Source organism: Kitasatospora sp. NPDC058492 (assembly GCF_042720685.1).
Classification (GTDB): domain Bacteria; phylum Actinomycetota; class Actinomycetes; order Streptomycetales; family Streptomycetaceae; genus Kitasatospora.
Window position 1 is genome coordinate 24,663 of record NZ_JBHXMU010000016.1, and the last position, 23,777, is coordinate 48,439.

Consider the following 23,777-nt stretch of genomic DNA (forward strand, 5'->3'; position numbering starts at 1 on the left):
CCGCCTCCCCGCCGTCCCGCCGTCCGCCGGTCCGGCGGTGCCCCGGTGACTGTTTTTCCCCGGGGCGCGGGGCGCCCCGGGGGCGCCCCGCCCCGCCCCGCCCCGCCGAGCGTGCCGGGCCGGTGGTGGTCCGGCGGCCTGCCGGTCAGCCGAGCAGGCGCTTCAGCCGCTCGCCGGCCGCGCCCAGCACCGAGCGGGCCTCGGCCAGCTTGTCGGTGCTCACGCCGCCGTCCCGGGCCGCGTCGCGGACCTGGTCGCGGAAGCGGTCGAGCAGCCGCTCCAGTTCGCGGGCCGGGTCGCCGGCCGGGTCGGTCCGCGCCCACGGCGGCAGGTCGGCCGGGGCGGTCGGGGTGGTCGGCTCGTCCTTGTCCAGGTCGATCCGGGTGACGGTGACCTCCTCGGCCGACCCGTCGGCCGGATGGCCCCAGCGGGCCGCGTCGGCCAGCCCGGACAGGCCCTTGGTCAGCTCGGCCAGGCCCTCGGCCAGGCCGGTCGGCCAGTCGCCCTTCGCGGCGTGCTCGCGCACCTGCTGCTCGACCCGGCGCTTGATCCGCAGCGCCTCCTGCTGCGCGGCCGTCCGCGAGGCCTTGGCCTGCTCGCGCAGCCTGCGGGCCTCCTCCTCGGCGGCCTTCGCCTTGGCCTTGGCGGCCTTCTCCTGCTCCCGGGCGCGCTTGGCCTGGTCCTTGGCCTGCCGCTTGAACTGGGCGAACTCCTCCTTGGCGCGCTGCCAGGACTCGTTGTCGCCCCACGGGCCGGACCACGGGTCCCCGCCCTCGGCGCGGTCCGGCCGGGGGGCCTGCCGGGCGGCCTGCCACAGCTCCTCGCGCAGGTCCTTGGCGCTGTCCCGGACGTCCTCGCGGATCGCCCCGGCCAACTGCGCCACGGAGTCGTGGATCTCCACTTCCAGGTCGTCCAACTCGCCCTGGCGGGCTTCCAGTTCGGCACGCCCTGCGTCGGTCAGCCGGTAGACCTTGCGGCCGCCCTCGGTGTTGTGGGCGACCAGGCCCTCCTGCTCCAGCTTGGCGAGCCGGGGGTAGACCGTCCCGGCGGAGGGCGCGTACAGGCCCTGGAAGCGCTCCTCCAGCAGGCGGATCACCTCGTAGCCGTGCCGCGGGGCCTCGTCGAGCAGCTTCAGCAGGTAGAGCCGGAGCCGGCCGTGGCCGAACACGGGCGTCATCTCACGCCTCCTTGGTGAGGTCGGGCTTGCCGAGTCCGGCCGGGAGCTCCTTGACGACCACCGGCGACTCGTCCTCGGGGTCGGGGCGGCGCAGCACGGTGACGCCGCCGGAGACGGTGGTCACGGCGAGGCTGCCCCGGCCGTCGCCGAGCTGGCCGGACAGGCGCTTGGCGCCCCAGCTGCCGCTGAGCTTGAGGCCGTCGAAGGTGCTGGAGATGTCGCCGCTGGTGGAGCCGGCCTCGACCTTGGCGTCGGCCAGCGAGGGGATCCGGATGACGACCGGGCCGCTGACGGTGGTGACCTTGACGTCGGCCGGGCTGGCGACGTCGAGGTCCAGGGTGACGGCGCCGGTGACGGCGTTGGCCTGGACCCGGTCGGCGGTGCCGGCGACGACGGTGAGCTGGCCGGAGACGGTGTTGACCTTGAGCTGGCCGGCCACCGACTGGGCGTCGACGTCGCCGGTGACGGTGTTGGCCTCGGTGCGGCCGGTCAGGCCGACCAGGGTGGCGTCGCCGCTGGCGCTCTGCACCGAGACGTGCCCGGTGATCCCGGAGACGGTGGCGTCGGCCGAGACGGTGCCGACCTTGACCTCGGCGTCGGCCGGGACGGTCAGGGTGACGCCGGCGACCCGCTTGCGCTTGAAGGAGCTGAAGAAGCCCTTGACCGCGTCGACCGACTTGAGCCGGTCGCCGAACTCGCCCCAGCTGTTGATGTCCTTGTAGGTGACCGTCAGGACGCCGTCCACCAGGGTCACGTGCAGCGGCTCGCCCTGGAGCTCGGTGACCTCCAGGCGGGCCGGGCCCTCGGCCGCCACCACGTTCACCGTGCCCTCGATGATCCGCACGTGCAGCGCCCGGACCGTCTCGTCGATGGTGATCCTCTCGGGTCCCTCGACCGTCCACTGGCTCATCTCTGCCGCCTCCCGTTGCCGATCGCGATGTATCGCGTTCTCTTTTAAAGACGATATATCGCGTGACGCGCAAGTCAAGCGTGCCGTCCCGGATCCCGCCCCTGAGCCGCCCCTGAGCCGCCCCGGAGCGGCCCCCGAGGCGCCCCCTACGGGCGGGCGCGGATACGTGAGGGGCCCGGCAGGCGATCGCCTCCCGGGCCCCTCATCAGCGGTTCAGTGCAACGGCACCGCACCGGTCACTCGTCGTCCTCGTCGTCGAGCCGGGCCAGCCAGGTGGCCAGCCGCTCGACGGGGATCTCGAAGTCCGGGTTGAGGTCGACGAACTCGCGCAGTCGCTCGGCCAGCCACTCGAAGGTGACCTCCTCGTCGCCGCGCCGGTTCTGCAGCTCCTCGATGCCGCGGTCGGTGAAGTACACGGGTTCACTCCGGTCCGATGGGGATTGACCTGGTCAGGATAGTCGGGGACGCCCGCGGCCCCCGTCTCCCAGGGGAGGACGGGGGCCGCGGGCTTCGGTGCTCCAGCGCTTCGGGGCCTCAGGGCCTCAGAGCGAGTAGACCTCTTCGATCAGCGCCTGCTGCTCGGCGGCGTGCCGCTTGGCCGAGCCGACCGCCGGGGACGAGGCCGTCGTGCGGGCGACGCGGCGCAGCCGCGAGCCGTTGGCGCTGCGGCCGACGACGACCTGGAGGTGGTCGACCAGGTTCATCGCGATGAACGGCCAGGCGCCCTGGTTGTCCGGCTCCTCCTGCGCCCAGACGAACTGGACGTCGTCGCCGTAGCGGGCGAGCTCCTCCTGGAGCTCGGCCACCGGCAGCGGGTAGAGCCGCTCGACCCGGACGATCGCGGTGTCGGTGACGCCGCGCTCGGTGCGGGCCGCCGCCAGGTCGTAGTAGAACTTGCCGGCGGTGATGACGACCTTGCGCACCTGTGCCGGGTCGACGGTGTTGTCGCCGATGACCGGGCGGAAGGAGCCGGACAGGAACTCCTCGGTCGCACTCGCCGCGGCCTTGAGACGCAGCATCGACTTCGGGGTGAAGACGACCAGCGGCTTGTGGTGCGGGTTGTGCGCCTGCCAGCGCAGCAGGTGGAAGTAGTTCGACGGCAGGGTCGGCATGGCGACCGTCATGTTGTTCTGCGCGCACAGCTGCAGGAAGCGCTCCGGGCGGGCGGACGAGTGGTCCGGGCCCTGGCCCTCGTAGCCGTGCGGCAGCAGCAGGGTGACGCCCGAGTGCTGGCCCCACTTCTGCTCGGCGGAGGCGATGTACTCGTCCACCACGGTCTGCGCGCCGTTGACGAAGTCGCCGAACTGCGCCTCCCACATGACCAGCGAGTTCGGGCGGGTCAGCGAGTAGCCGTACTCGAAGCCCATCGCCGCGTACTCCGACAGCAGGCTGTCGTAGACGGTGTAGCGGGCCTGGTCCTCGGTGAGGTACTGCAGCGGGGTGTAGTCCTCGCCGGTGTTGCGGTCGATCAGGACGGCGTGCCGCTGGCCGAAGGTGCCGCGGCGGCTGTCCTGGCCGGCCAGGCGGACCGGGTGGCCCTCCATGAGCAGCGAGCCGATGGCGAGGGTCTCGCCCGTCGCCCAGTCGATGGTGTTGTCCTCGACGGAGGCGGCGCGGCGCTGGAGCTGCGGCAGCAGGCGCGGGTGGACGGTCAGCCAGTCCGGCAGGTTGACCTGCGAGGCGGCGATCCGCTTGACCATCTCCTGGGAGATGCCGGTCTGGATGTTGACCGGGAAGTCGGCGACCGGCTTGCCGGCGATGGCCGGGGCGGGGGTCTGGGCGGCGTCGCGGACCTCGGCGAAGACCTTCTCCAGCTGGCCCTGGAAGTCCTGGAGCGCCTGCTCCGCCTCTTCCATGGTGATGTCGCCGCGACCGATCAGGCCCTCGGTGTACAGCTTGCGCACCGAGCGCTTCTTGTCGATCAGGTCGTACATCAGCGGCTGGGTGAACGACGGGTTGTCGGCCTCGTTGTGACCGCGGCGGCGGTAGCAGATGAGGTCGATCACGACGTCCTTGTGGAACGCCTGGCGGAACTCGAAGGCGAGCCGCGCGACGCGGACCACGGCCTCCGGGTCGTCGCCGTTCACGTGGAAGATCGGGGCCTCGATCATCCGGGCCACGTCGGTGCAGTACATCGAGGAGCGCGAGGACGCCGGGGCGGCGGTGAAGCCGACCTGGTTGTTGACCACCAGGTGGATCGTGCCGCCGGTGCGGTAGCCGCGCAGCTGCGACATGTTCAGGGTCTCCGCGACGACGCCCTGGCCGGCGAAGGCCGCGTCGCCGTGGATCTGGATCGGCAGCACCGGGAAGGTGGTGCCGCCCTGGTCCAGGATGTCCTGCTTGGCGCGGGCGATGCCCTCGACGACCGGGTCGACCGTCTCCAGGTGGGAGGGGTTCGCGGCGAGCGAGACCTTGATGGTCTCGCCGTCCAGGCCGGTGAAGGTGCCCTCGGAGCCGAGGTGGTACTTCACGTCGCCGGAGCCGTGCATCGACTTCGGGTCGAGGTTGCCCTCGAACTCGCCGAAGATCTTGCCGTACGGCTTGCCGACGATGTTGGCCAGCACGTTCAGACGGCCGCGGTGGGCCATGCCGATGACGGCCTCGTCGAGGCGGTGCTCGGCGGCGGCGTCGATGGTGGCGTCCAGCAGCGGGATGAGCGACTCGCCGCCCTCCAGCGAGAAGCGCTTCTGCCCGACGTACTTGGTCTGCAGGAAGGTCTCGAAGGCCTCGGCCGAGTTCAGCCGGCGCAGGATGCGCAGCTGCTCCTCGCGCTCGGGCTTGGAGTACGGCTTCTCCAGGCGCTCCTGCAGCCACTTGCGCTGCTTCGGGTCCTGGATGTGCATGTACTCGACGCCGACGGTGCGGCAGTACGTGTTGCGCAGCAGGCCGAGGATGTCGCGGAGCTTCATCATCTTCTGGCCGCCGAAGCCGCCGACCGCGAACTCGCGCTCCAGGTCCCACAGGGTGAGGCCGTGGGTGGTGACGTCCAGGTCGGGGTGCTTGCGCTGCTTGTACTCCAGCGGGTCCGTGTCGGCCATCAGGTGGCCGCGCACACGGTACGCGTGGATCAGCTCCATGACGCGGGCGGTCTTGTTGACCTCGTCGTCGTGGGTGGTGGCGACGTCGGTGGCCCAGCGGACCGGCTCGTACGGGATCCGCAGCGACTCGAAGATCTCGTCGTAGAAGCCCTTCTCGCCGAGGAGGAGGCGGTGGATCTCGCGCAGGAACTCGCCGGACGCCGCGCCCTGGATGACGCGGTGGTCGTAGGTCGAGGTCAGCGTCATGATCTTGGAGACGCCCAGCCGGGACAGGGTCTCCGGGGCGGAGCCCTGGAACTCGGCCGGGTACTCCATGGCGCCGACGCCGACGATGGTGCCCTGGTTCTGCATCAGGCGCGGCACGGAGTGCACGGTGCCGATGCCGCCGGGGTTGGTCAGCGAGACCGTGACGCCGGTGAAGTCGTCCATGGTCAGCTTGTTGGCGCGGGCCCGGCGGACGATGTCCTCGTAGGCCTGCCAGAAGCCGAAGAAGTCGAGGGTCTCGGCCTTCTTGATGGCCGCGACGACGAGCTGGCGGTCGCCGTTCGGCTTGACCAGGTCGATGGCCAGGCCGAGGTTGACGTGCTCGGGCTTGACCAGGAAGGCCTTGCCGTTCTCCACCTTGTAGCTGTAGTTCATGCCCGGGGCGGCCTTGATGGCCTGGACCAGGGCGTAGCCGATCAGGTGGGTGAAGGAGACCTTGCCGCCGCGGGCGCGCTGCAGGTGGTTGTTGATGACGATGCGGTTGTCGATCAACAGCTTCGCGGGCACCGCGCGGACCGAGGTCGCGGTCGGCACCTCCAGCGAGGCGTCCATGTTGGTGGCGACGGCCTTGGCCGGGCCGCGCAGCTGGATCAGCTCGGGGCCGGCGGGCGCGTCCGCCGCGGCGGCGGCCGGAGCGGCCGCAGGGGCCGGGGCGGCGGCCTTGGGGGCCGGGGCCGGAGCCGGGGGCGCGACGGGAGCTGCGGCGAGCGGCGCGGGCGCCGGCGCCGGAGCGGCCGGGGCGGCCGGTGCGGCGGGGGCGGTCGCGGCCGGAGCAGCAGCAGCGGGCGCGGGGGCAGCGGCAGGGGTCGGCGTGGGGCCGGCCTGGGTCGCGGCCTGGGTCACTGGGGTCACCTCGGTACCGGGCTTGTAGTCGGCGAAAAAGTCCCACCAGGCTCGGTCGACCGAGTTCGGGTCCTGGAGGTACTGCTGGTAGATCTCATCGACGAGCCACTCATTGGGACCGAAGCCAGTGGAGCTAGCCGAGCTATTGGGGGTTTCAGGGGACTGTGGCGACACGGCGGCAACCGCCCTCTTCCGCTTCCTTTTGGGATGTTTGGACAGCGGGGATTAAGGCTACGCCCCTGACCAGTGATCGCGCAGTCCCCGGGCCCCAGGCGTCGCCCAGATCACAGTCCTGACCTGCAGTTTGGCTGAAAATGTGCGTTAGAAAGCCGTATCTGAGGGGAAGCGATCACGCCCACCCATAGGGCATATCCGGGCAAAACCGGACAAAGGCGCATGTAGATCATCCAATGATCTTCGTGTACGTCTGTGTCGCTTCTGTGACACATCCGACCCTCAGCGCTGCCCCGGCAGCCGGACCTCGATCCGGCAGCCGCGCGGCGACTCGGCGACCGCGATCCGACCTCCGTGCAGGTCCACCGCCCAGCGGGCGATGGCCAGGCCGAGGCCGGTGCCGCCGTCCGAGCCGGGCCCCTGGGCGGTCGCGGTGCCGCTGCGGCTGAACCGCTCGAACACCCGGCCGCGGTCGGCCGGCGGGATGCCCGGGCCCTCGTCCTCGACCTCCAGCAGCAGGCCGCCGGGCCCGCCGTCGGGCCGCGCGCGCACCGTCACGGTGCCGCCGGGCGGGGAGTGCTTGCAGGCGTTGTCGACCAGGTTGGCGACCACCTGGTGGAGCCGTTCCGGGTCCGCCACGCCGGTCAGACCGGTCGGGCTGACCTCCAGCGCCAGCCGGACGTCGCCGCGCCGGGAGAACGCCCCGCCGGCCGTCGCGCCGTCCACGGTGACCCCGCGCAGCACGCCGTCCAGGAACTCGCGCACCTCGAAGGGGCGGGCGTCCAGGTCGACCACGCCGTCGTCGATCTTGGAGAGGTCCAGCAGGTGGGTGACCAGGCGGCCGAGCCGCTCGGTCTGCTCCAGGGCGGCCCCCAGGGTCGCCGGATTGGGCTGGACGACGCCGTCCACCACGTTCTCCAGCACGGCGCGCAGCGCGGCGATGGGCGTGCGCAGCTCGTGCGAGACGTTGGCGACCAGCTCGCGGCGGTGCCGGTCGGCGGCCCCCAGGTCGGCGGCCATCTGGTTGAAGGTGGTCGCCAGCTCGCCGATCTCGTCGCGCGAGTTCACCTCGACCCGGCGGCTGTAGTCGCCGGAGGCCATCGCGCGGGCGGCGGCCGTCATCTCGCGCAGGGGGGCGGTCAGCCCGTGCGCGAGGAACTGCATGAAGAGCAGCGAGGCGATCATGGAGAAGACCATGATGATCCGGATCTGGGTCTCGGACCGGATCGCCACGACGACCATGCCGGTGGCCAGGAAGACGGAGACGATCACCAGCAGGGCGAGCTTGCCCTTGATCGAGCGGACCGGGTCGAGCGGCCTGATGTCGGCCCAGACCCGGCGGGCGGCGCGGGCGGCCAACGTCTGCGACCGCGTGCCGCCGGTGTCCCCGTTGCGTTGCTGTGGAAAGGTCATTGGTCCCCTGTGATCCCCGCGTACGTCCCCCGCGTGGTGCGCGGCAGTTCGGGACACGGGCCCCCCGGAGGCCCGTCGCCCGAGGCTCGCCGCTAGGAGAGCGGGGCCTCCAGCGCGTACCCGACGCCGTGGACGGTACGGATCCAGCTCGCGCCGATCTTGCGGCGCAGCGCCTTGACGTGGCTGTCCACGGTGCGGGTGCCGGACGCGTCCGTCCAGTCCCAGACCTCGGCCAGCAGCTGCTCGCGGGTCAGCACGGCGCGCGGCTGCGCGGCCAGGCAGGCGAGCAGGTCGAACTCGGTGGGCGTCAGGTGGACGTCGCCCGAGGCGAGCCGGACCCGGCGCTGCACGTGGTCGATCTCCAGCTCGCCGAAGCGCAGCGAGCCGAGCGCGGGCGTGCGGGCCGCCTGCTGGGCGCGCTCGACGCGGCGCAGCAGCACGTTGACCCGGGCGGCCAGTTCGCGCATCGAGAACGGTTTGGTCATGTAGTCGTCGGCGCCCACGCCGAGGCCGACCAGCAGGTCCGTCTCGTCGTCGCGCGCGGTCAGCATCAGCACCGGCACCGGGCGCTGCGCCTGGATCCGGCGGCACACCTCAAGGCCGTCGAAGCCGGGCAGCATGATGTCGAGGACCACCAGGTCCGGCTGCCAGGTGTGGAAGCCGTCGACCGCGCCCGGCCCGTCGTGGGCCACGGCGACCTTGAAGCCCTCCGCGCCCAGCCGGGCCGCGATCGACTCCGCGATCGTCGGCTCGTCCTCCACCACCAGCACTCTGCGTTGGCTGCTCACCGTGCCGCCGCTGTGGTTGTTGTCCTGCTGAAGTTCTGTCACGGTCACGCCACCGCCCCCAGGGCTGCGGGCCGGCCACCTGTGGGGATGGCGGGCTCCGCTCGTAGTCTTGTTCCGTCGTGGACTGTGCCGGGTCCGCCGTCCCGTCGTGCGTGCGGGTCGGCGGGCGGATTGTCGCCCGCCCACTTCTCCCGCGCACTTCGCAGCGTACGGACAGCGGATGCCTCCCGGCAGGTGGACCGGACGTTTCCGGCCCGTGGGCCGGCTGTCGGGCCGCCCTCGGAGCCCACTGCACGAGTGGGCACGGGCCGATACCTTACCCGGCGATTTTTCTCTGCGTAACGGTACGTATGCAGTCGAGTTGACGCCAAGTCGCCGGTCAGAGCCCCTGCCGGCGCGCCCGCCGGAAGAAGGTCTGGACCAATATCGGGAATCCGGTCGACCGGTTTCCTGACGGTCTTCACCGGCTTTTCTCAGATGCCTCTCAGAACCTCGACGTAACGTGGCCACGACAACGCCCCGCAGGGCGGGATCCGCGGCGCGCGCCGGTACGTTGGGCACCTGGTGAGGGGCCGGTGGCTGCCGGCGTGGAGCGGAGGGCGGCATGGCTGGACTGCGGCGAGGTGCCGGACGGGTCGGGGCGTCGCCCGCCGGCCCGCCGTACGGCATGCTCCGGCACGGTCTGCGCACCGGCGTCGTCGAGTGGCTGCTGGCGCGGGTGCCGACACCCCGGCGAAACCCCTTCACCCTCGGCTATCTCGCCGTGGTGGGCGCCACCACGACCTTTGCCAAACTCGCCGATCCGGAACTCGTGCAGCGGCTGCAGGAGGCCTCCAGTTCCGACGGCCACAACCTCCTGCAGCACCCCCTGCGTGCGCTGCTGCTCAGCGGTTTCTGGGTGGCCGGCGAGGTGTGGATGCCCTACCTGTGGGGATTCGCCGTCACCCTCGCGCCGCTGGAGCGCCGGATCGGCCCCGCCCGGGCGGCGGCGGTCTTCGCGATCGGGCACGTCACGGCCACGCTGCTGTCCCAGGGCGTGGTGATCACCGCGGTGGAGACCGGGCGGATGGAGACCGCGGCGCTGGACTACCTGGACATCGGCGTCAGCTACGGCGTGCTCACCTGCCTGGGTGCGGTGGCCGGGCTGCTGCCGTGGCGCGGTCGGCTGGTCGCGCTCGGCGGCGCCGGGCTGCTGATCGCCGAGCAGATCCTCACCGAGCGGGACCTGGTCACCGCCGTGGGGCACCCCGCCGCGGTGCTCACCGGGGTGGCGCTGTGGCGCTGGCTGCGCCGGGCCCAGGCCCGCCGGCCGCGGCCGAAGCCGCGGACGCGCCGGGTCGAGGCGCCGGCCGCGGGCTCCTCGCCCGCGCCGGGCGGCGCTCCGGTCCTGGACGCGCGCTGACCCTTCCGGGTGCCGCTCCCGCGTGCTTTTGACGGCGCTTCCCGCACCCTCCCCCCGTTCGCTCCACACCCTCCTCCTGTTCGCTCATGGCGAACACCGCCCCGGGAACATCCGGCGCACGCCAGGCCTTAGTCAGGTCGACTCAACTTCACTGACTGGGGAGAGATCATGGCATCGACGTCCACACCGCTCACCCTGCCCGTGCTGCCGCTCGACGACGAGGTCGTCCTGCCGGGCATGGTCGTCCCGCTGGACCTGAAGGACACCGAGGTGCGCGCCGCGGTCGAGGCCGCCCGCGCGGCGGCCACCGGCACCGGCAAGCCGCAGGTCCTGCTGGTCCCGCGGGTGGACGGCTCGTACGCGGCGGTCGGCACCCTGGCCACCGTCGAGCAGGTCGGCCGGCTGGCCGACGGGGAGCCGGCCGCGCTGGTGCGCGCCGTGCGCCGGGTCCGCATCGGGGTCGGCACCACCGGCCCCGGCGCCGCCCTCTGGGTGGAGACCACGCCCTTCCGGGAGTCCTCGGTGGACACCCCGGTGGCCGGCCGGGCCGCCGAGCTGGTCAAGGAGTACAAGGCGCTGTCCACCCAGTGGCTGCGCAGGCGCGGCGCCTGGCAGATCGTCGACCGGGTGGCCCAGATCGAGGGCGTCGGCGAGCTCGCCGACAACATCGGCTACGCGCCCTTCGCCACCGCCGAGCAGAAGCTCAAGGTGCTGCTGGAGGCCGACCAGGTCGCCCGCCTGGAGTACGCGCTGACCCTGCTGCGCGACCACCTCGCCGAGGAGGAGGTCAACGACACCATCCGCAAGGACGTCGAGGAGGGCGTGGCCAAGCAGCAGAAGGAGTTCCTGCTCCGCCGCCAGCTGGAGGCCGTCCGCAAGGAACTGGCCGAGCTCAACGGCGACCCGGCCGACGAGGAGGGCGACTACCGTGCCCGGGTCGAGGCCGCCGACCTGCCCGAGAAGGTCCGCGACGCGGCCCTCAAGGAGGTCGACAAGCTGGAGCGGGCCTCCGAGCAGTCCCCCGAGGGCCCCTGGATCCGCACCTGGCTGGACACCGTCCTGGAGCTGCCCTGGAACGAGCGCACCGAGGACGCGTACGACATCGCCGGTGCCCGCGCCGTGCTGGACGCCGACCACGCCGGCCTCGCCGACGTGAAGGACCGCATCGTCGAGTACCTCGCGGTGCGCAAGCGCCGGGCCGACCAGGGGCTCGGACTGGTCGGCGGCCGGCGCGGAGGCGCGGTGCTGGCACTCGTCGGCCCGCCCGGCGTCGGCAAGACCTCGCTCGGCGAGAGCGTGGCCCGCGCCATGGGCCGCACCTTCGTCCGGGTCGCGCTCGGCGGCGTCCGGGACGAGGCCGAGATCCGCGGCCACCGGCGCACCTACGTCGGCGCGCAGCCCGGCCGGCTCGTGCGGGCGATCAAGGAGGCCGGCTCGATGAACCCGGTCGTCCTGCTCGACGAGATCGACAAGGTCGGCTCCGACTACCGGGGCGATCCGGCCGCCGCCCTCCTGGAGGTGCTGGACCCGGCGCAGAACCACACCTTCCGGGACCACTACCTGGAGGTCGAGCTCGACCTCTCGGACGTCGTCTTCCTCGCCACCGCCAACGTGCTGGAGGCTATCCCCGAGGCGCTGCTCGACCGGATGGAGCTCGTCCGCCTCGACGGCTACACCGAGGACGAGAAGGTCGTCATCGCCCGCGACCACCTGCTCCCGCGCCAGCGCGAGAAGGCCGGACTGGGCGGCGAGCAGGTCAGCGTCGACGAGGCGGTGCTGCGCCGGCTGGCCGGGGAGTACACCCGGGAGGCCGGCGTACGGAACCTGGAGCGCTCGATCGCCCGGGTGCTGCGCAGGATCGCCGCCCAGGCCGAGCTCGGCGAGCGCGAACTGCCCGCCGCGATCGGCCCGGACGACCTGCGCGCCCTGATCGGCCGGCCCCACCACGTGCCGGAGGCCGCCCAGGCGCCGGCCGAGCGGCGCACCGCCGTCCCCGGCGTGGCCACCGGCCTCGCCGTGACCGGCGCCGGCGGCGACGTCCTCTACATCGAGGCCTCGCTCGCCGACGCCGAGACCGGCGGCACCGGGCTCACCCTCACCGGGCAGCTGGGCGACGTGATGAAGGAGTCCGCGCACATCGCGCTCTCCTACCTGCGCTCGCGCGGTGCCGAACTGGAGCTGCCGGTCACCTCGCTGCGCGACCGCGGCGTGCACCTGCACGTCCCCGCCGGGGCCGTCCCCAAGGACGGGCCGAGCGCCGGCATCACCATGACCACGGCGCTCGCCTCGCTGCTGTCCGGCCGCAAGGTGCGCACCGACCTGGCGATGACCGGGGAGGTGTCGCTGACCGGGCGGGTGCTGCCGATCGGCGGGGTGAAGCAGAAGCTGCTCGCCGCCGACCGGGCCGGCGTCACCACGGTGATCATCCCCAAGCGCAACGAGGCCGACCTGGACGACGTCCCGGCCGAGGTGCTGGAGCGGCTCACCGTGCACCCGGTGGCGGACGTGCGGGAGGTGCTGGAGCTGGCCCTGGAGCCGGCCAAGGTCCTGGCCGCGGCGGCCTGACCCGGCCGCGCCGGGTCGGCGGGAGGATCGACGGGAGGACGGCGTCTGCGCGTGCCACACTGCGGAGATGCCGTCCCCCACGCAGCGCGCCCTGGCCCGGGTGCCGGCCCGGCTGCGTCCGTTCCTGCTGCGGCACCGCCGGCTGGTGAAGTTCCTGCTGGTCGGCGGCGCCTGCTTCGTGCTCACCACGGTGACCGACTTCGAGCTGAAGTTCACCGTGCTGGAGCACAAGCCGGTGGTCGCGCTGACGGTCGCGACCGTGATCTCGACCGTCGTCTCCTACGTGCTCAACCGTCGCTGGGCCTTCCGGACGGCCGGGCACCCGCGCGAGGCACTGCTGTTCTTCCTGGTCAGCGCCATGGCGATCGCCGTCAACGACCTGCCGCTGGCACTCTCCCGCTACGCCCTGGACCTGCGCGAGCCGTACGTCGGCCCGTTCGTCCAGGAGACCGCGGACTTCCTCAGCGGGATGGTCGTCGGCACCTTCGCCGCGATGCTGTTCCGCTTCTGGGCGATGCAGCGGTGGGTCTTCACCCGGCCCGCCGAACGGGCGCACCCGAGGTACGAACCCGGTTACGCTGCACCCGAGATGCCACGGGATGCCCCATAAGGCCGTGAGGTGAGGGTTATGCGCGGGGAACCGGACGCGGTTCGGAGCGGGCCCGCCAGCCAGCAGGGGATGCGCCGGGCCAACCTGGCCCTGGTGCTCGGGGTGATCGCGCGCGCCCCGCGCTCCCGGGCCGAGGTGGCCGCCGAGACCGGGCTGACCAGGGCCGCCGTCTCCTCGCTCGCCGAGCAGCTGATCGCCGGCGGCCTGGTCGTCGAGGAGGGCCCGGCCGCGCCCAGCGGCAAGGTCGGCCGCCCCGGCACCGCGCTCGGGCTCAACCCGCTCGGGCCCGGCGGCCTCGGCGCCGAGATCGGCGTGGAGCACCTCGGCGCCTGCGTGGTCGACCTGAGCGGGGAGGTCCGGACCTGGCGCCGCCGCGAGGTCCGCAACCGGGGCCGCCGGCCCGCCGCGGTCATGGCCGACCTCGCCGAACTGCTGCACGCGGCCGTCGCCGAGGCGGGCCTGCGCCCGGCCGGGCTGACCCTGGCCGTCCCCGGGCTGGTCGGCACCTCCGGCGGGGTGCTCCAGCGGGCCGCCAACCTGGGCTGGCGGGATGTCCCGCTGGCGGCCGAACTGCGCCCGGCGCTGCGCGCGGCCGGCGCGGCCGAACTGGCCGAGCTGCCGGTCGAGGCGGACAACGAGGCCAACCTGGGCGGGCTGGCCGAACGGTGGCTGGGCGGCGGGCCGGAGGACTTCCTGTACGTCTCGGCCGAGGCCGGCGTCGGCGCGGCGATCGTGGTCGGCGGGCGGCTGCTGCGCGGGGCGCGCGGCTACGCGGGCGAGTTCGGCCACGTACCGGTCCACCCGGACGGCCACCGCTGCGCCTGCGGCGCGCACGGCTGCCTGGAGCAGTACGCGGGGGAGGCGGCCGTGCTGCGGGCGGCCGGGCCGGCGGGCGCGCGGGGCGACTGGGTGACGCTGCTCGCCGGGCGGGCCGGGGCCGGGGACGAGCCGGCCCTCGCGGTGCTGGCCGGGGCCGGTTCGGCGCTGGGCATCGCGGCCGCCGGGGCGGTCAACCTGCTGGACCCGGCCGAGGTGGTGCTGGGCGGCGGCTACGCCCGGCTGGCGCCCTGGCTGCTGCCGGCGATGCGGGCCGAGCTGGCCGCCCGGGTGACGGTGCGGCCCTGGTCGGACGAGCGGCTGACGGTGTCCCGGCTGGGCCGGCGCGGGCCGCTGCTGGGCGCCGCGGTGGGCGTGGTGCGGGCCGTCGTCGCGGACCCGGGCCGGCTCGCCGGCGGCTGACCTCCCGGCCCGGGGCGCGCCCGCGCCCCCGGCCGGGCGGCCGGGGGCTCGGGCGCAGGAACGCGGGGGATCAGGCCTCGGAGGACGCCTCGGCGGCGACGATCTCGCGGCCGCCGGAGCGCGGGCCGCGCAGTACGGCCAGGTAGGCGACGCCGATGCCGATCAGCGCCCAGACCACCAGGACCACGATCGGCATGCCCAGGTTGGTGGAGCCGAAGTAGGCGATCGACTTGGTGGCACTGGTCCCGGCGCCGTTCGGGATCAGCGAGCCGATGGCCCGCCAGAACGGCGGCATCATCGGTGCCGGGTAGACGCCGCCGGCGCTCGGGTTGCCCAGCACCACGAAGATCAGCACCGCGACGCCGATGCCGATGACGTCGAACAGGCACTGCAGCGCCATGGTGAACGCGCCGACCGTGAACACCACCAGGGCGCCGATGCCGGTCAGGGCCAGGATCGAGCCGGGCAGCGCGTCCAGCACCGGTCCGGCGATGATCGTGCCGCCGAGGCCGGCGCCGACCGAGTACAGCGCCAGCACACCGAGGCGGATCAGCAGGCGGTGGACGTTGGCGGGCTTGGAGCCGGCGCTGATGCCGAGGATCGAGGCGACCAGGTAGCCGCCGACGCACCAGCCGATGACCAGGTAGAACGCGGAGAGGCCGTTGGTGTCGCCCTTGGCGAGCGGCACGACGTCCTCGACCTTGACGGTGCGGCCCTGGGCCTTGTCCAGCGCGGTGGTGATGGACTCGGCGGCCTTGGCGGCGGAGGTGCCGCGGGCGCCGCCGACCAGCAGGGTGTCCTCGGTGCCGGTCGGGTTCACGACCAGCGCGGCGTAGATCTTCTGGTCCTTGATCTGCTGGGTGGCCGTCTCGGCGTCCGGGGCGGTGACGGCCTTGACGGCGTCGTCCGGCACGGATTCCAGCGCCTGGACCAGCTTGGGGGCGACCTGCGGCGGGGCGACCACCGCGATCGACAGCTCGTGCGGGGCCGGGTGGTGCAGCGCCCCGACGTACGAGGTGATGAAGCCGAGCTGCAGCAGCAGCACGCCGATCACGAGCAGTGCCGCACGCGGTGTGACCGCGCCCTTCAGTTCAGCGACGAAACCCTGCCCCGGGGCGGCCATCCACATCTCCTTGTGTATTGGGGGAAAACGGATACTTCATACCATGAACTAGTTAGCTTGTCGCACCCCACGCGCCGCCTTCCAGCCAGTGCGGCTGCGGGATACTGGCGCGGTGAGTGACGAGGAATCCCTGCTGGCGGTGGAGCGCGAGGTCGCGCTGATGTTCCGGCGGGGCCGGGCCCGAGTGGCGGAGCTCTCACGCCGGGTGCACCCCGAGCTGGAGGGGATGGCGTACAGCATGCTCGGCTACATCGAGCAGGCCGGGCGGGTGCGGGTGACGGACGTCGGCGTGCACTTCGCGGTCGGCAAGGCCACGGTGAGCCGGCAGATCCGGGCGCTGGAGGAGCTGGGCCTGGTGGCCAGGGAGACGGATCCGCTGGACCGCCGGGCCGCGCTGGTCTCGCTGACCGAGGACGGGCGGCGGCGCTACCTGGCGGCCCGGGACGTCCGGATGCGGCGGGTGCGGGAGCTGCTGGGCAGCTGGTCGCCGGAGGACGTGGACTGCTTCGCGGTGCTGCTGCACCGCTTCAACGACGTGATCGGGGAGCCGCCGGCGGAGTGACCGGGGGCGGGGCCCGGGTCGGGGGTCGGGCTCGCGGCGGTCTGGGCCGCGCTCGCGACGGCTGGGGCGCGGCCTTTACTTGGGCTTGAAGAAAGTTGCCTTAGTCAACCATCGGGCCTATGGTTGCGTAAGGCAACAATTTTCCCTGCCTGCGCACTCCCCGCCCCCGCTCACTCCTCCCGCCGAAGGACCCAGATGACCGTCACAGCCGAGGCGACCGTCGGAGCCGCCGTCGACGATCAACCGATGACCCACCGGCAGGTGATGGAGGCGCTGTCCGGCCTGCTGCTCGGCCTCTTCGTGGCCGTGCTCTCCTCGACCGTCGTCTCCAACGCCCTGCCGCACATCCTCACCGACCTGCACGGCGGCCAGTCCGCCTACACCTGGGTGATCACCGCGGCCCTGCTGACCCTGACCGCCTCCACCCCGATCTGGGGCAAGCTCTCCGACCTCGTCAGCAAGAAGCTGCTGCTCCAGATAGCCCTGCTGATCTACATCGCCACCTCCGCCCTGGCCGGCCTCTCCCAGAACACCGCCGAGCTGATCGCCTGCCGCGCCCTCCAGGGCATCGGTGCCGGCGGTGTGGTCGCGCTGGGCCAGATCTGCCTGGCCGCGATGGTCCCGCCGCGCGAGCGCGGCCGTTACAGCGGCTACTTCGGCGCGGTCTTCGCGCTGGCCACCATCGGCGGACCGCTGATCGGCGGCGTCATCGTGGACACCTCGTGGCTGGGCTGGCGCTGGTGCTTCTACGTCGGCATCCCGTTCGCGCTGGCCGCGATCCTGGTGGTGCAGCGCACCCTCAAGCTGCCGGTGGTCAAGCGCAAGGCGAAGATCGACTACCTGGGCGCGCTGGTCATCACCGGCGCCGTCAGCCTGCTGATGATCTGGATCACGCTGGCCGGCACGAACTACGACTGGCTGTCCTGGCAGACCGCCGCGATGGTCGGCGGCGGCCTGCTGCTGGGCGCCCTCGCCGTGGTGATCGAGCGCCGCGCCGCCGAGCCGATCATCCCGCCGGACCTCTTCAAGTACCGCACCGTCACCCTGGCCGCGGTGGCCAGCGTGCTGGTCGGCGTCGGGATGTACGGCGCGACCACCTTCCTCAGCCAGTACTTCCAGCTGGCCCGCGCCAAGTCCCCGACCATGGCCGGCCTGATGACCCTGCCGATGATCCTCGGCCTGGCGCTCGCCTCCACCGTCGCCGGCCGGCTGATCACCAAGTACGGCAAGTGGAAGGCCTACCTGGTCGCCGGCACGGCGCTGCTCGCGATCGGCTTCGGCCTGCTCGCCACCGCCCGCGCCGACACCGACTACAAGCTGCTCTGCGTCTACATGGCGATCACCGGCATCGGCCTCGGCCTGACCAGCCAGAACCTGGTGCTCGCGGTGCAGAACACGGTGCCGCGCCACGAGCTCGGCGCGGCCAGCTCCGTGGTGACGTTCTTCCGCACCATGGGCGGCGCGATGGGCGTCTCCGCGCTCGGCGCGCTGATGAACAGCAAGGTGACCCACTACCTCGCGGAGAACCTGGCCGCCGCGCACATCCCGGCCGCGAGCGCGGCCGGCGGCGGGGGCATCCCGGACCTGCACAAGCTGCCCGCCCCGATCGTCCCGCTGGTGACGGACGCGTTCGGGCACGGCGTCGGCACCGTCTTCCTGTGGGCCGCGCCGTTCGCGGCGCTGGCCTTCGTCACGGTGCTGTTCATCCGGGAGACCGCGCTGAAGACCAGCCAGCAGGGCTGACTCCGGGCGGGGATGCGCGAACGGGCCGGGGAGTGTGGATCACACTCCCCGGCCCGTTCGGTTCGTCCCGCGCGCGCGGACGGCGGGAACCGTCGGCCACGCGCTACGGCGCGGCGACCAGGACCACGCGCTACGGTGCGGCGATCAGGACCAGGCCGTAGACGACGGCCGCGGCGCAGAGGCCGAAGCAGGCGTAGGCGCCGGCCAGGGCCAGCCGGCCGCCGCCCGGCTCCTGGGCGGCCTCGCCCTCGCGGGCGCTCAGCGCGGCCTCGCGGCGGGACAGGGCCAGGATGCCGAGTGCGAAGACGGAGACCACGGCGACGGTGATGCCGAAGCTGGCACCGGCGGTCTGGGCCAGGGCGTTCCACTTGATGTGCATGGCGGGTGCTCCTCAGCCTGCGGCGCTCAGGCCGCGACCGTGGTCGAGGCGGGGGTGGGGGCGTTCGCGGGGGCGGCGGTGGTGGGGACCTCCACCGGGGTGACGTCGTTGACGTCGTTGACGTTGTCCGCGCTGATCGGCTGGCGGCGGGAGATCAGCCACATCGCGCCGGAGCCGGCCACCAGCACGGCGCCCACCAGGACGATGCCCCAGGTGCCCTGGCGGACCAGCAGCGCGGCGCCGCCCGAGACCAGCGCGGCGGCCGGCAGGGTCAGCGCCCAGGTGTAGACCATGCGGCGCACCAGGCTCCAGCGCAGCTCGGCCTTCGGGCCGCCGAGGCCGGCGCCCATGATGCCGCCGGAGCAGACCTGGGTGGTGGAGAGGCCGAAGCCCATGTGCGAGGAGGTCAGGATGACGGTCGCGGCGGCCGACTCGGAGGCGAAGCCCTGCGGCGCCTTGATGTCGGCGAGGCCCTTGCCCATCGAGCGGATGATCCGCCAGCCGCCCATGTAGGTGCCGAGCGCGATCGCGGCGCCCGCGGAGATGATCACCCAGGTGGGCGGCAGCGCGCCGTGCGGCAGGGCGCCGACCGACACCAGGGTCAGGGTGATGATGCCCATCGTCTTCTGGGCGTCGTTGGTGCCGTGCGCGAGCGAGATCAGCGAGGACGAGAAGATCTGGCCGGTCTTGAAGCCCTTGGTGGCGGTGGTCTCGTTGCCCTTGCGGGTGATCGCGTAGGCCAGCTTGGTGGCGCCCCAGGAGGCCAGGCCGGCGACCAGCGGGGAGGCGATCGCGGGGATCAGGATCTTGGAGAGGACGGTGTCGAAGTTGACGCCGTTCATGCCGACACCGACGACGGTGGCGCCGATCAGGCCGCCGTACAGCGCGTGCGAGGAACTGGACGGCAGGCCGCGCAGCCAGGTCAGCAGGTTCCAGAGGATCGCGCCCGCCAGTGCGGCGAAGATGATCTCGGGGTGGATGCCGCTCTTCTCGTTGACGATGCCGCCGGAGATGGTGGTGGCGACCTTCACGGACAGGAACGCGCCCGCGAAGTTGAGGACGGCCGCGATGGTGACCGCGACCTTCGGCCGGAGGGCTCCCGTCGCGATGGAGGTGGCCATCGCATTGGCGGTGTCGTGGAACCCGTTGGTGAAGTCGAAGGCGAGCGCCGTGATGATCACAACGGCTACCAGGAACGAGATGTGTTCCATACCCAAACAATCGTCGTAGTTGTCGCACGGACGTTGGTGTCGTCGCGACCGTAGGTCTGTTTGGTAAACGGAAGGTGAACTGAGCCGGGAATCGTGGTTCCGCTGGTGTCCCGGTGGTGTCCGGAAGCTTTCGGAAGGGTGTCGGCGGTCGCGCTGAGCTGGACATTAGCGAAGTTCGCCCCGGTTCGCTCCGGTTTGCTGAGAGCTGTCTCACAGATCAACCGAGAATTAACCTCCCAGTCCGGATGCGCCCTGTTTCCGGTGAGTAACCCGTGGGAGGATCTGCGGGATCCGGGGACGCCGGTGACAGGCTGGGGCGGGGAGGACCAACCCATGGGCGGGGCTGCACAGCGCACTGAAACGGCAGTCGTACGGCCCTGGCTGCGGGCGGCACTGCGCTGCGGAGCCGCCCTCGCGGCCGCCGCGCTCGCCCTCCCGCTCGCCGCGCAGGCCGCGTACGCCGCCCCCGACCCGGGCGCCTCGATCACCGCGGCCAGTCCGGGCGACGACCCGCTCGCCGCCGCCAAGGCCACCCTCGGCCCGCTGCTCGACCAGCTGCACGCGCTCTACCAGAGCGCCGAGACCGCCACCGAGCAGTACAACGGCGCCGTCGCCAAGGTCGCCGAGCAGCAGGCCGCGCTCACCGACCTCCAGGGCCGGATGGACCGCCAGCAGAAGCAGGTCGACGCCGGCACCGACATCGCCTCCCAGCTCGCCGCCGCCCAGTATCGCAACGGCGCCGCCTCCGCCTACGCCGAACTGCTGCTCTCCAAGGACCCGTACGAGGCCGTCACCATCGCGGAACTGCTCACCGCCGCCAGCCGCTCGCAGTCCGAGTTCCTGGACCGGCTGAAGACCGACCGCGAGGCCCTCGCCGGCCTGACGAAGCAGACCGAGGACGCGCTCAAGACCTCCCAGACGCTGGTCACCCAGCAGGACGCCGCCAAGGCCAAGGTCGCCACCGACCTCGCCTCCGTCGAGCAGCTGGTCTCCTCGCTCACCGGCGCCCAGCGCACCGAACTGGAGAAGCTGGAGAAGGCCAAGGCCGACGAGGCCCAGCTCGCCTTCCTCGCCTCCGGCGCCCTCGGCAAGGGCGAGCGCACCCCGTCGGCGGCCGGCCGCACCGCCATCGCCTTCGCGCTCGCCCAGCTCAACAAGCCGTACCTGTGGGGCGGTGCGGGGCCGGACTCCTACGACTGCTCGGGCCTCACCTCGCAGGCCTGGCTGCACGCCGGGCTGCCGATCCCGCGCACCAGCCAGGAGCAGTGGGCCCAGCTCCCGCACATCGCGCTGAACCAGCTGCGCCCCGGCGACCTGGTCATCTACTTCGAGGGCGCCACGCACGTCGCGATGTACATCGGCGGCGGGCTGGTCGTCCAGGCACCCCGGCCGGGCGCCGTCATCAAGGTGTCGCCGATCGGCTCGATGCCGATCCTCGGGGCGGTGCGGCCCGACCCGTCCGGCGCGGCGGACGAGGCCGGCGGCAGCTGGAAGGTGCCCGACCTGCCCGCCGGCTGGGACACCGTCACCCCGATCGCGCCCAGCCCGGCCAACCAGGTCCCGACCGCCCCGGCCCCCGGCACGCCCGCCAACCCGCCGGCCACCCCGGGCACGCCGTCCACCACCCCGGGCACGCCCGCGGACACCGGCACCGGCACGCCGTCCGGCACCGGGACCGGAACGCCCACCGACCCGGGGACGCCGTCCGGCACCGGCACCACCGCCCCCGGCACGCCCACGCCCACGCCGACCCCGACCGGGACGGGCACGCCCACCCCGACCGGGACGGGCACCCCGGCGCCGACCGGCACGGGCCCGGCGACGCCCGCCCCGACCGGCACCGGCACCGGCACCGGCACCCCGGGTTCCACCGGCACCGCGGCCTCCACCACCACCGGCTCGGCGAGCGCCGGGGCCCCGGGCAGCGCCACCGCGACACTGCCGCTCGGCAGCAACTAGGCCCTAGGTCCGGACAGGGCCTGAGCCATGACGAAGGCCGCCCGGCGTCCACGGACACCGGGCGGCCTTCGCGTGCGTCACGCCGGGGCGCCGGTGTCCGGCTCGAAGCGGACGACCACGGCCTTGGAGGTCGGCGTGTTGCTGATGTCGGCGGTGGAGTCCAGCGGGACGAGCACGTTGGTCTCCGGGTAGTAGGCCGCCGCGCCGCCGCGGGCCACCGGGTAGTGGACCACCCGGAAGTGCGGGGCGCGCCGCTCGACGCCGTCCCGCCACTCGCTCACCAGGTCGACGAAGGCGCCCTCGGCCAGGCCCAGTTCGGCGGCGTCGGCCGGGTTGACCAGGACGACCCGGCGGCCGCCCTTGATGCCCCGGTAGCGGTCGTCCAGGCCGTAGATGGTGGTGTTGTACTGGTCGTGCGAGCGCAGCGTCTGCAACAGCAGGCGGCCCGGCGGGACCTCGGGGGCGGTGAGCGGGTTGACGGTGAAGTTGGCCTTCCCGGTCGCGGTGGGGAAGGTCCGGGAGTCGCGCGGGCCGTGCGGCAGGGTGAAGCCGCCGGGGCGGCGGACCTTCTCGTTGTAGTCCTCGAAGCCGGGGACGACCCGGGCGATCCGGTCCCGCAGGGTGTCGTAGTCGGCGGCGAAGTCCTCCCACGGCACGGTGTCCCCGGGGCCGAGGACGCTGCGGGCGAGTCGGCAGACGATCGCGGTCTCGGAGAGCAGGCCCGGGGCGGGCGGGCGCAGGCCGCCGCGCGAGGAGTGCACCTGGCCCATCGAGTCCTCGACGCTGACGAACTGGGCGCCGGCGCCGCTGACGTCCCGGTCGGTGCGGCCCAGGGTGGGCAGGATCAGTGCGCGGGCGCCGGTGACCACGTGCGAGCGGTTGAGCTTGGTGGAGACGTGCACGGTCAGCCGGCAGCGGCGCATCGCCGCCTCGGTGACGTCGGTGTCCGGGGTGGCCGCGACGAAGTTGCCGCCCATCGCGAAGAACACCCCGACCCGGCCGTCGCGCATCGCCCGGATGGTGTCCACCGAGTCGAGGCCGTGCGCGCGCGGCGGCTCGAAGCCGAACTCCTTGCCGAGCGCGTCCAGGAAGGCCGTCGAGGGCCGCTCGAAGATGCCCATCGTCCGGTCGCCCTGGACGTTGCTGTGCCCGCGCACCGGGCAGACCCCGGCGCCCGGGCGGCCGACGTTGCCGCGCAGCAGCAGGAAGTTGACCACCTCGCGGATGGTCGGGACGGCGTGCTTGTGCTGGGTGAGGCCCATCGCCCAGCAGACGATGATCTTCCGGGAGCCCAGCACCAGCCGGCCGAGCTCCTCGATCTGCTCCCACGGCAGGCCGGTCGCGGCGAGCACCTCGGCGCGGTCGGTCGTGCCCGCCTGCGCCTCGAACTCCTCGAAGCCGTGGCAGTGTTCGGTGACGAAGGCGCGGTCGACGCCGTCCTGCTCCAGGATCATCCGGTTGAGCGCGCGGAACAGCGCCAGGTCCCCGCCGAGGCGGATCTGCAGGAACAGGTCGGTCAGCTTGGTGCCGTGGCCGACCAGGCCGCGCGCGTGCTGCGGGTTCTTGAAGCGCTCCAGGCCGGCCTCCGGCAGCGGGTTCACGCTCACGATGGTGGCGCCGGCCCGCTTGGCGCGCTCCAGCGCGGAGAGCATCCGGGGGTGGTTGGTGCCCGGGTTCTGGCCGGCCACGATGATCAGGTCGGCCTGGTAGAGGTCCTTGAGGCTGACGCTGCCCTTGCCGACGCCGAGCGTCTCGGTGAGCGCCGAGCCGGACGACTCGTGGCACATGTTGGAGCAGTCCGGCAGGTTGTTGGTGCCCAGCCGGCGGGCGAACAGCTGGTACGCGAAGGCGGCCTCGTTGCTGGTCCGCCCGGAGGTGTAGAAGGCGGCGCCGTCCGGGGTGTCCAGGGCGCGCAGCTCCTCGGCGATCAGCGCGAAGGCGTCGTCCCAGGAGACCGGCGTGTAGTGGGTGGCGCCCTCGTCGAGCAGCATCGGCTGGGTGAGGCGGCCCTGCTGGCCCAGCCAGTAGCCGGAGCGCTCGGCCAGCTCGGCGACCGGGTGGGCGGCGAAGAACTCGGCGCGGATCCGGCGCTCGGTGGCCTCCTCGGCGACGGCCTTGGCGCCGTTCTCGCAGAACTCCGCCGTGTGCGTCTTGCCCGGCTCCGGCCAGGCGCAGCCGGGGCAGTCGAAGCCGTCCGGCTGGTTGACCTTGCGCAGCGTGGCGAGGGTGCGCAGGGGGCCCATCTGCTCGGCGGCCATCCGCAGGCTGTGGCCGACCGCGGGCAGCCCGGCCGCCGCGTGCTGGGGCGCGGACACCTCGGGGGCGTCCTGCGCCGGGTCGCTCTGCGGGGCCTGCTTGGCCATGACCGCTTCTCCTC

17 protein-coding genes are annotated in these 23,777 nt (G+C 72.8%); 7 read left to right on the plus strand and 10 right to left on the minus strand.

All coding sequences use genetic code 11. The features are described from left to right. Positions 1-145 precede the first annotated feature (145 nt). From ACFWPI_RS13080 to ACFWPI_RS13105, 6 genes are all read right to left on the minus strand, one after another. Positions 146-1,177: a PadR family transcriptional regulator gene (locus ACFWPI_RS13080; protein WP_063347846.1), complete on the minus strand. Its 1,032-nt coding sequence runs from the start codon at positions 1,175-1,177 to the stop codon at positions 146-148. A gap of 1 nt (position 1,178) precedes the next feature. After that, entirely contained in the window at positions 1,179-2,087 is a 909-nt protein-coding gene (locus ACFWPI_RS13085; protein ID WP_063347845.1) for a DUF4097 family beta strand repeat-containing protein, read from the minus strand. A gap of 236 nt (positions 2,088-2,323) precedes the next feature. After that, positions 2,324-2,503, minus strand: a complete 180-nt coding sequence (locus ACFWPI_RS13090) for a DUF6104 family protein (RefSeq protein WP_063347844.1) — start codon at positions 2,501-2,503, stop codon at positions 2,324-2,326. 126 nt (positions 2,504-2,629) lie between these two features. Beyond that, positions 2,630-6,406 (minus strand): multifunctional oxoglutarate decarboxylase/oxoglutarate dehydrogenase thiamine pyrophosphate-binding subunit/dihydrolipoyllysine-residue succinyltransferase subunit, encoded by a 3,777-nt coding sequence (locus ACFWPI_RS13095; RefSeq protein WP_063347843.1) that lies wholly within the window; start codon positions 6,404-6,406, stop codon positions 2,630-2,632. Positions 6,407-6,688: 282 nt separating this feature from the next. After that, the gene (locus tag ACFWPI_RS13100; protein WP_063347842.1) at positions 6,689-7,819 is read right to left on the minus strand and encodes a cell wall metabolism sensor histidine kinase WalK; all 1,131 of its coding nucleotides are present in this window, start codon (positions 7,817-7,819) and stop codon (positions 6,689-6,691) included. A 92-nt stretch (positions 7,820-7,911) separates the two neighbouring features. Beyond that, positions 7,912-8,649 carry a response regulator transcription factor gene (locus ACFWPI_RS13105; protein ID WP_063351140.1) on the minus strand — a complete coding sequence of 246 codons (738 nt, stop codon included), beginning with the start codon at positions 8,647-8,649 and terminating at the stop codon, positions 7,912-7,914. A 562-nt stretch (positions 8,650-9,211) separates the two neighbouring features. Here ACFWPI_RS13105 and ACFWPI_RS13110 point away from each other — a divergent pair. From ACFWPI_RS13110 to ACFWPI_RS13125, 4 genes are all read left to right on the plus strand, one after another. Further along, complete coding sequence (locus tag ACFWPI_RS13110) at positions 9,212-10,009, plus strand: rhomboid-like protein (protein ID WP_380372567.1); 798 nt, start codon at positions 9,212-9,214, stop codon at positions 10,007-10,009. Between the two features lie 168 nt (positions 10,010-10,177). After that, positions 10,178-12,574 carry an endopeptidase La gene (gene lon / locus ACFWPI_RS13115; protein ID WP_380372570.1) on the plus strand — a complete coding sequence of 799 codons (2,397 nt, stop codon included), beginning with the start codon at positions 10,178-10,180 and terminating at the stop codon, positions 12,572-12,574. Positions 12,575-12,641: 67 nt separating this feature from the next. After that, positions 12,642-13,184, plus strand: a complete 543-nt coding sequence (locus ACFWPI_RS13120) for a GtrA family protein (protein WP_380372573.1) — start codon at positions 12,642-12,644, stop codon at positions 13,182-13,184. An 18-nt stretch (positions 13,185-13,202) separates the two neighbouring features. Next, entirely contained in the window at positions 13,203-14,423 is a 1,221-nt protein-coding gene (locus tag ACFWPI_RS13125) for an ROK family transcriptional regulator (protein WP_063347838.1), read from the plus strand. Between the two features lie 70 nt (positions 14,424-14,493). Here the strand turns inward: ACFWPI_RS13125 and ACFWPI_RS13130 are convergent, their stop codons facing one another. Further along, positions 14,494-15,546 (minus strand): ABC transporter permease, encoded by a 1,053-nt coding sequence (locus ACFWPI_RS13130; RefSeq protein ID WP_063347837.1) that lies wholly within the window; start codon positions 15,544-15,546, stop codon positions 14,494-14,496. A 112-nt stretch (positions 15,547-15,658) separates the two neighbouring features. Between ACFWPI_RS13130 and ACFWPI_RS13135 the strand changes: the two genes are divergently transcribed. Further along, positions 15,659-16,108 carry a MarR family winged helix-turn-helix transcriptional regulator gene (locus tag ACFWPI_RS13135; RefSeq protein WP_380372577.1) on the plus strand — a complete coding sequence of 150 codons (450 nt, stop codon included), beginning with the start codon at positions 15,659-15,661 and terminating at the stop codon, positions 16,106-16,108. A gap of 195 nt (positions 16,109-16,303) precedes the next feature. After that, a complete protein-coding gene (locus tag ACFWPI_RS13140; protein WP_063347836.1) occupies positions 16,304-17,851 on the plus strand; it encodes an MDR family MFS transporter in 1,548 nt (515 codons plus the stop codon). Between the two features lie 130 nt (positions 17,852-17,981). Here ACFWPI_RS13140 and ACFWPI_RS13145 read toward each other — a convergent pair whose 3' ends face one another. Further along, the gene (locus ACFWPI_RS13145; RefSeq protein ID WP_063347835.1) at positions 17,982-18,230 is read right to left on the minus strand and encodes a hypothetical protein; all 249 of its coding nucleotides are present in this window, start codon (positions 18,228-18,230) and stop codon (positions 17,982-17,984) included. Positions 18,231-18,256: 26 nt separating this feature from the next. Next, positions 18,257-19,441, minus strand: a complete 1,185-nt coding sequence (locus ACFWPI_RS13150) for an anion permease (RefSeq protein ID WP_380372581.1) — start codon at positions 19,439-19,441, stop codon at positions 18,257-18,259. A 333-nt stretch (positions 19,442-19,774) separates the two neighbouring features. On the opposite strand from ACFWPI_RS13150, the gene ACFWPI_RS13155 reads away from it, so the two are divergent. Then, positions 19,775-21,400 carry an NlpC/P60 family protein gene (locus ACFWPI_RS13155; RefSeq protein WP_380372583.1) on the plus strand — a complete coding sequence of 542 codons (1,626 nt, stop codon included), beginning with the start codon at positions 19,775-19,777 and terminating at the stop codon, positions 21,398-21,400. 77 nt (positions 21,401-21,477) lie between these two features. On the opposite strand, the gene ACFWPI_RS13160 is transcribed toward ACFWPI_RS13155, so the two are convergent. Next, positions 21,478-23,763: an FdhF/YdeP family oxidoreductase gene (locus ACFWPI_RS13160; protein WP_380372586.1), complete on the minus strand. Its 2,286-nt coding sequence runs from the start codon at positions 23,761-23,763 to the stop codon at positions 21,478-21,480. Between the last annotated feature and the right edge of the window lie 14 nt (positions 23,764-23,777).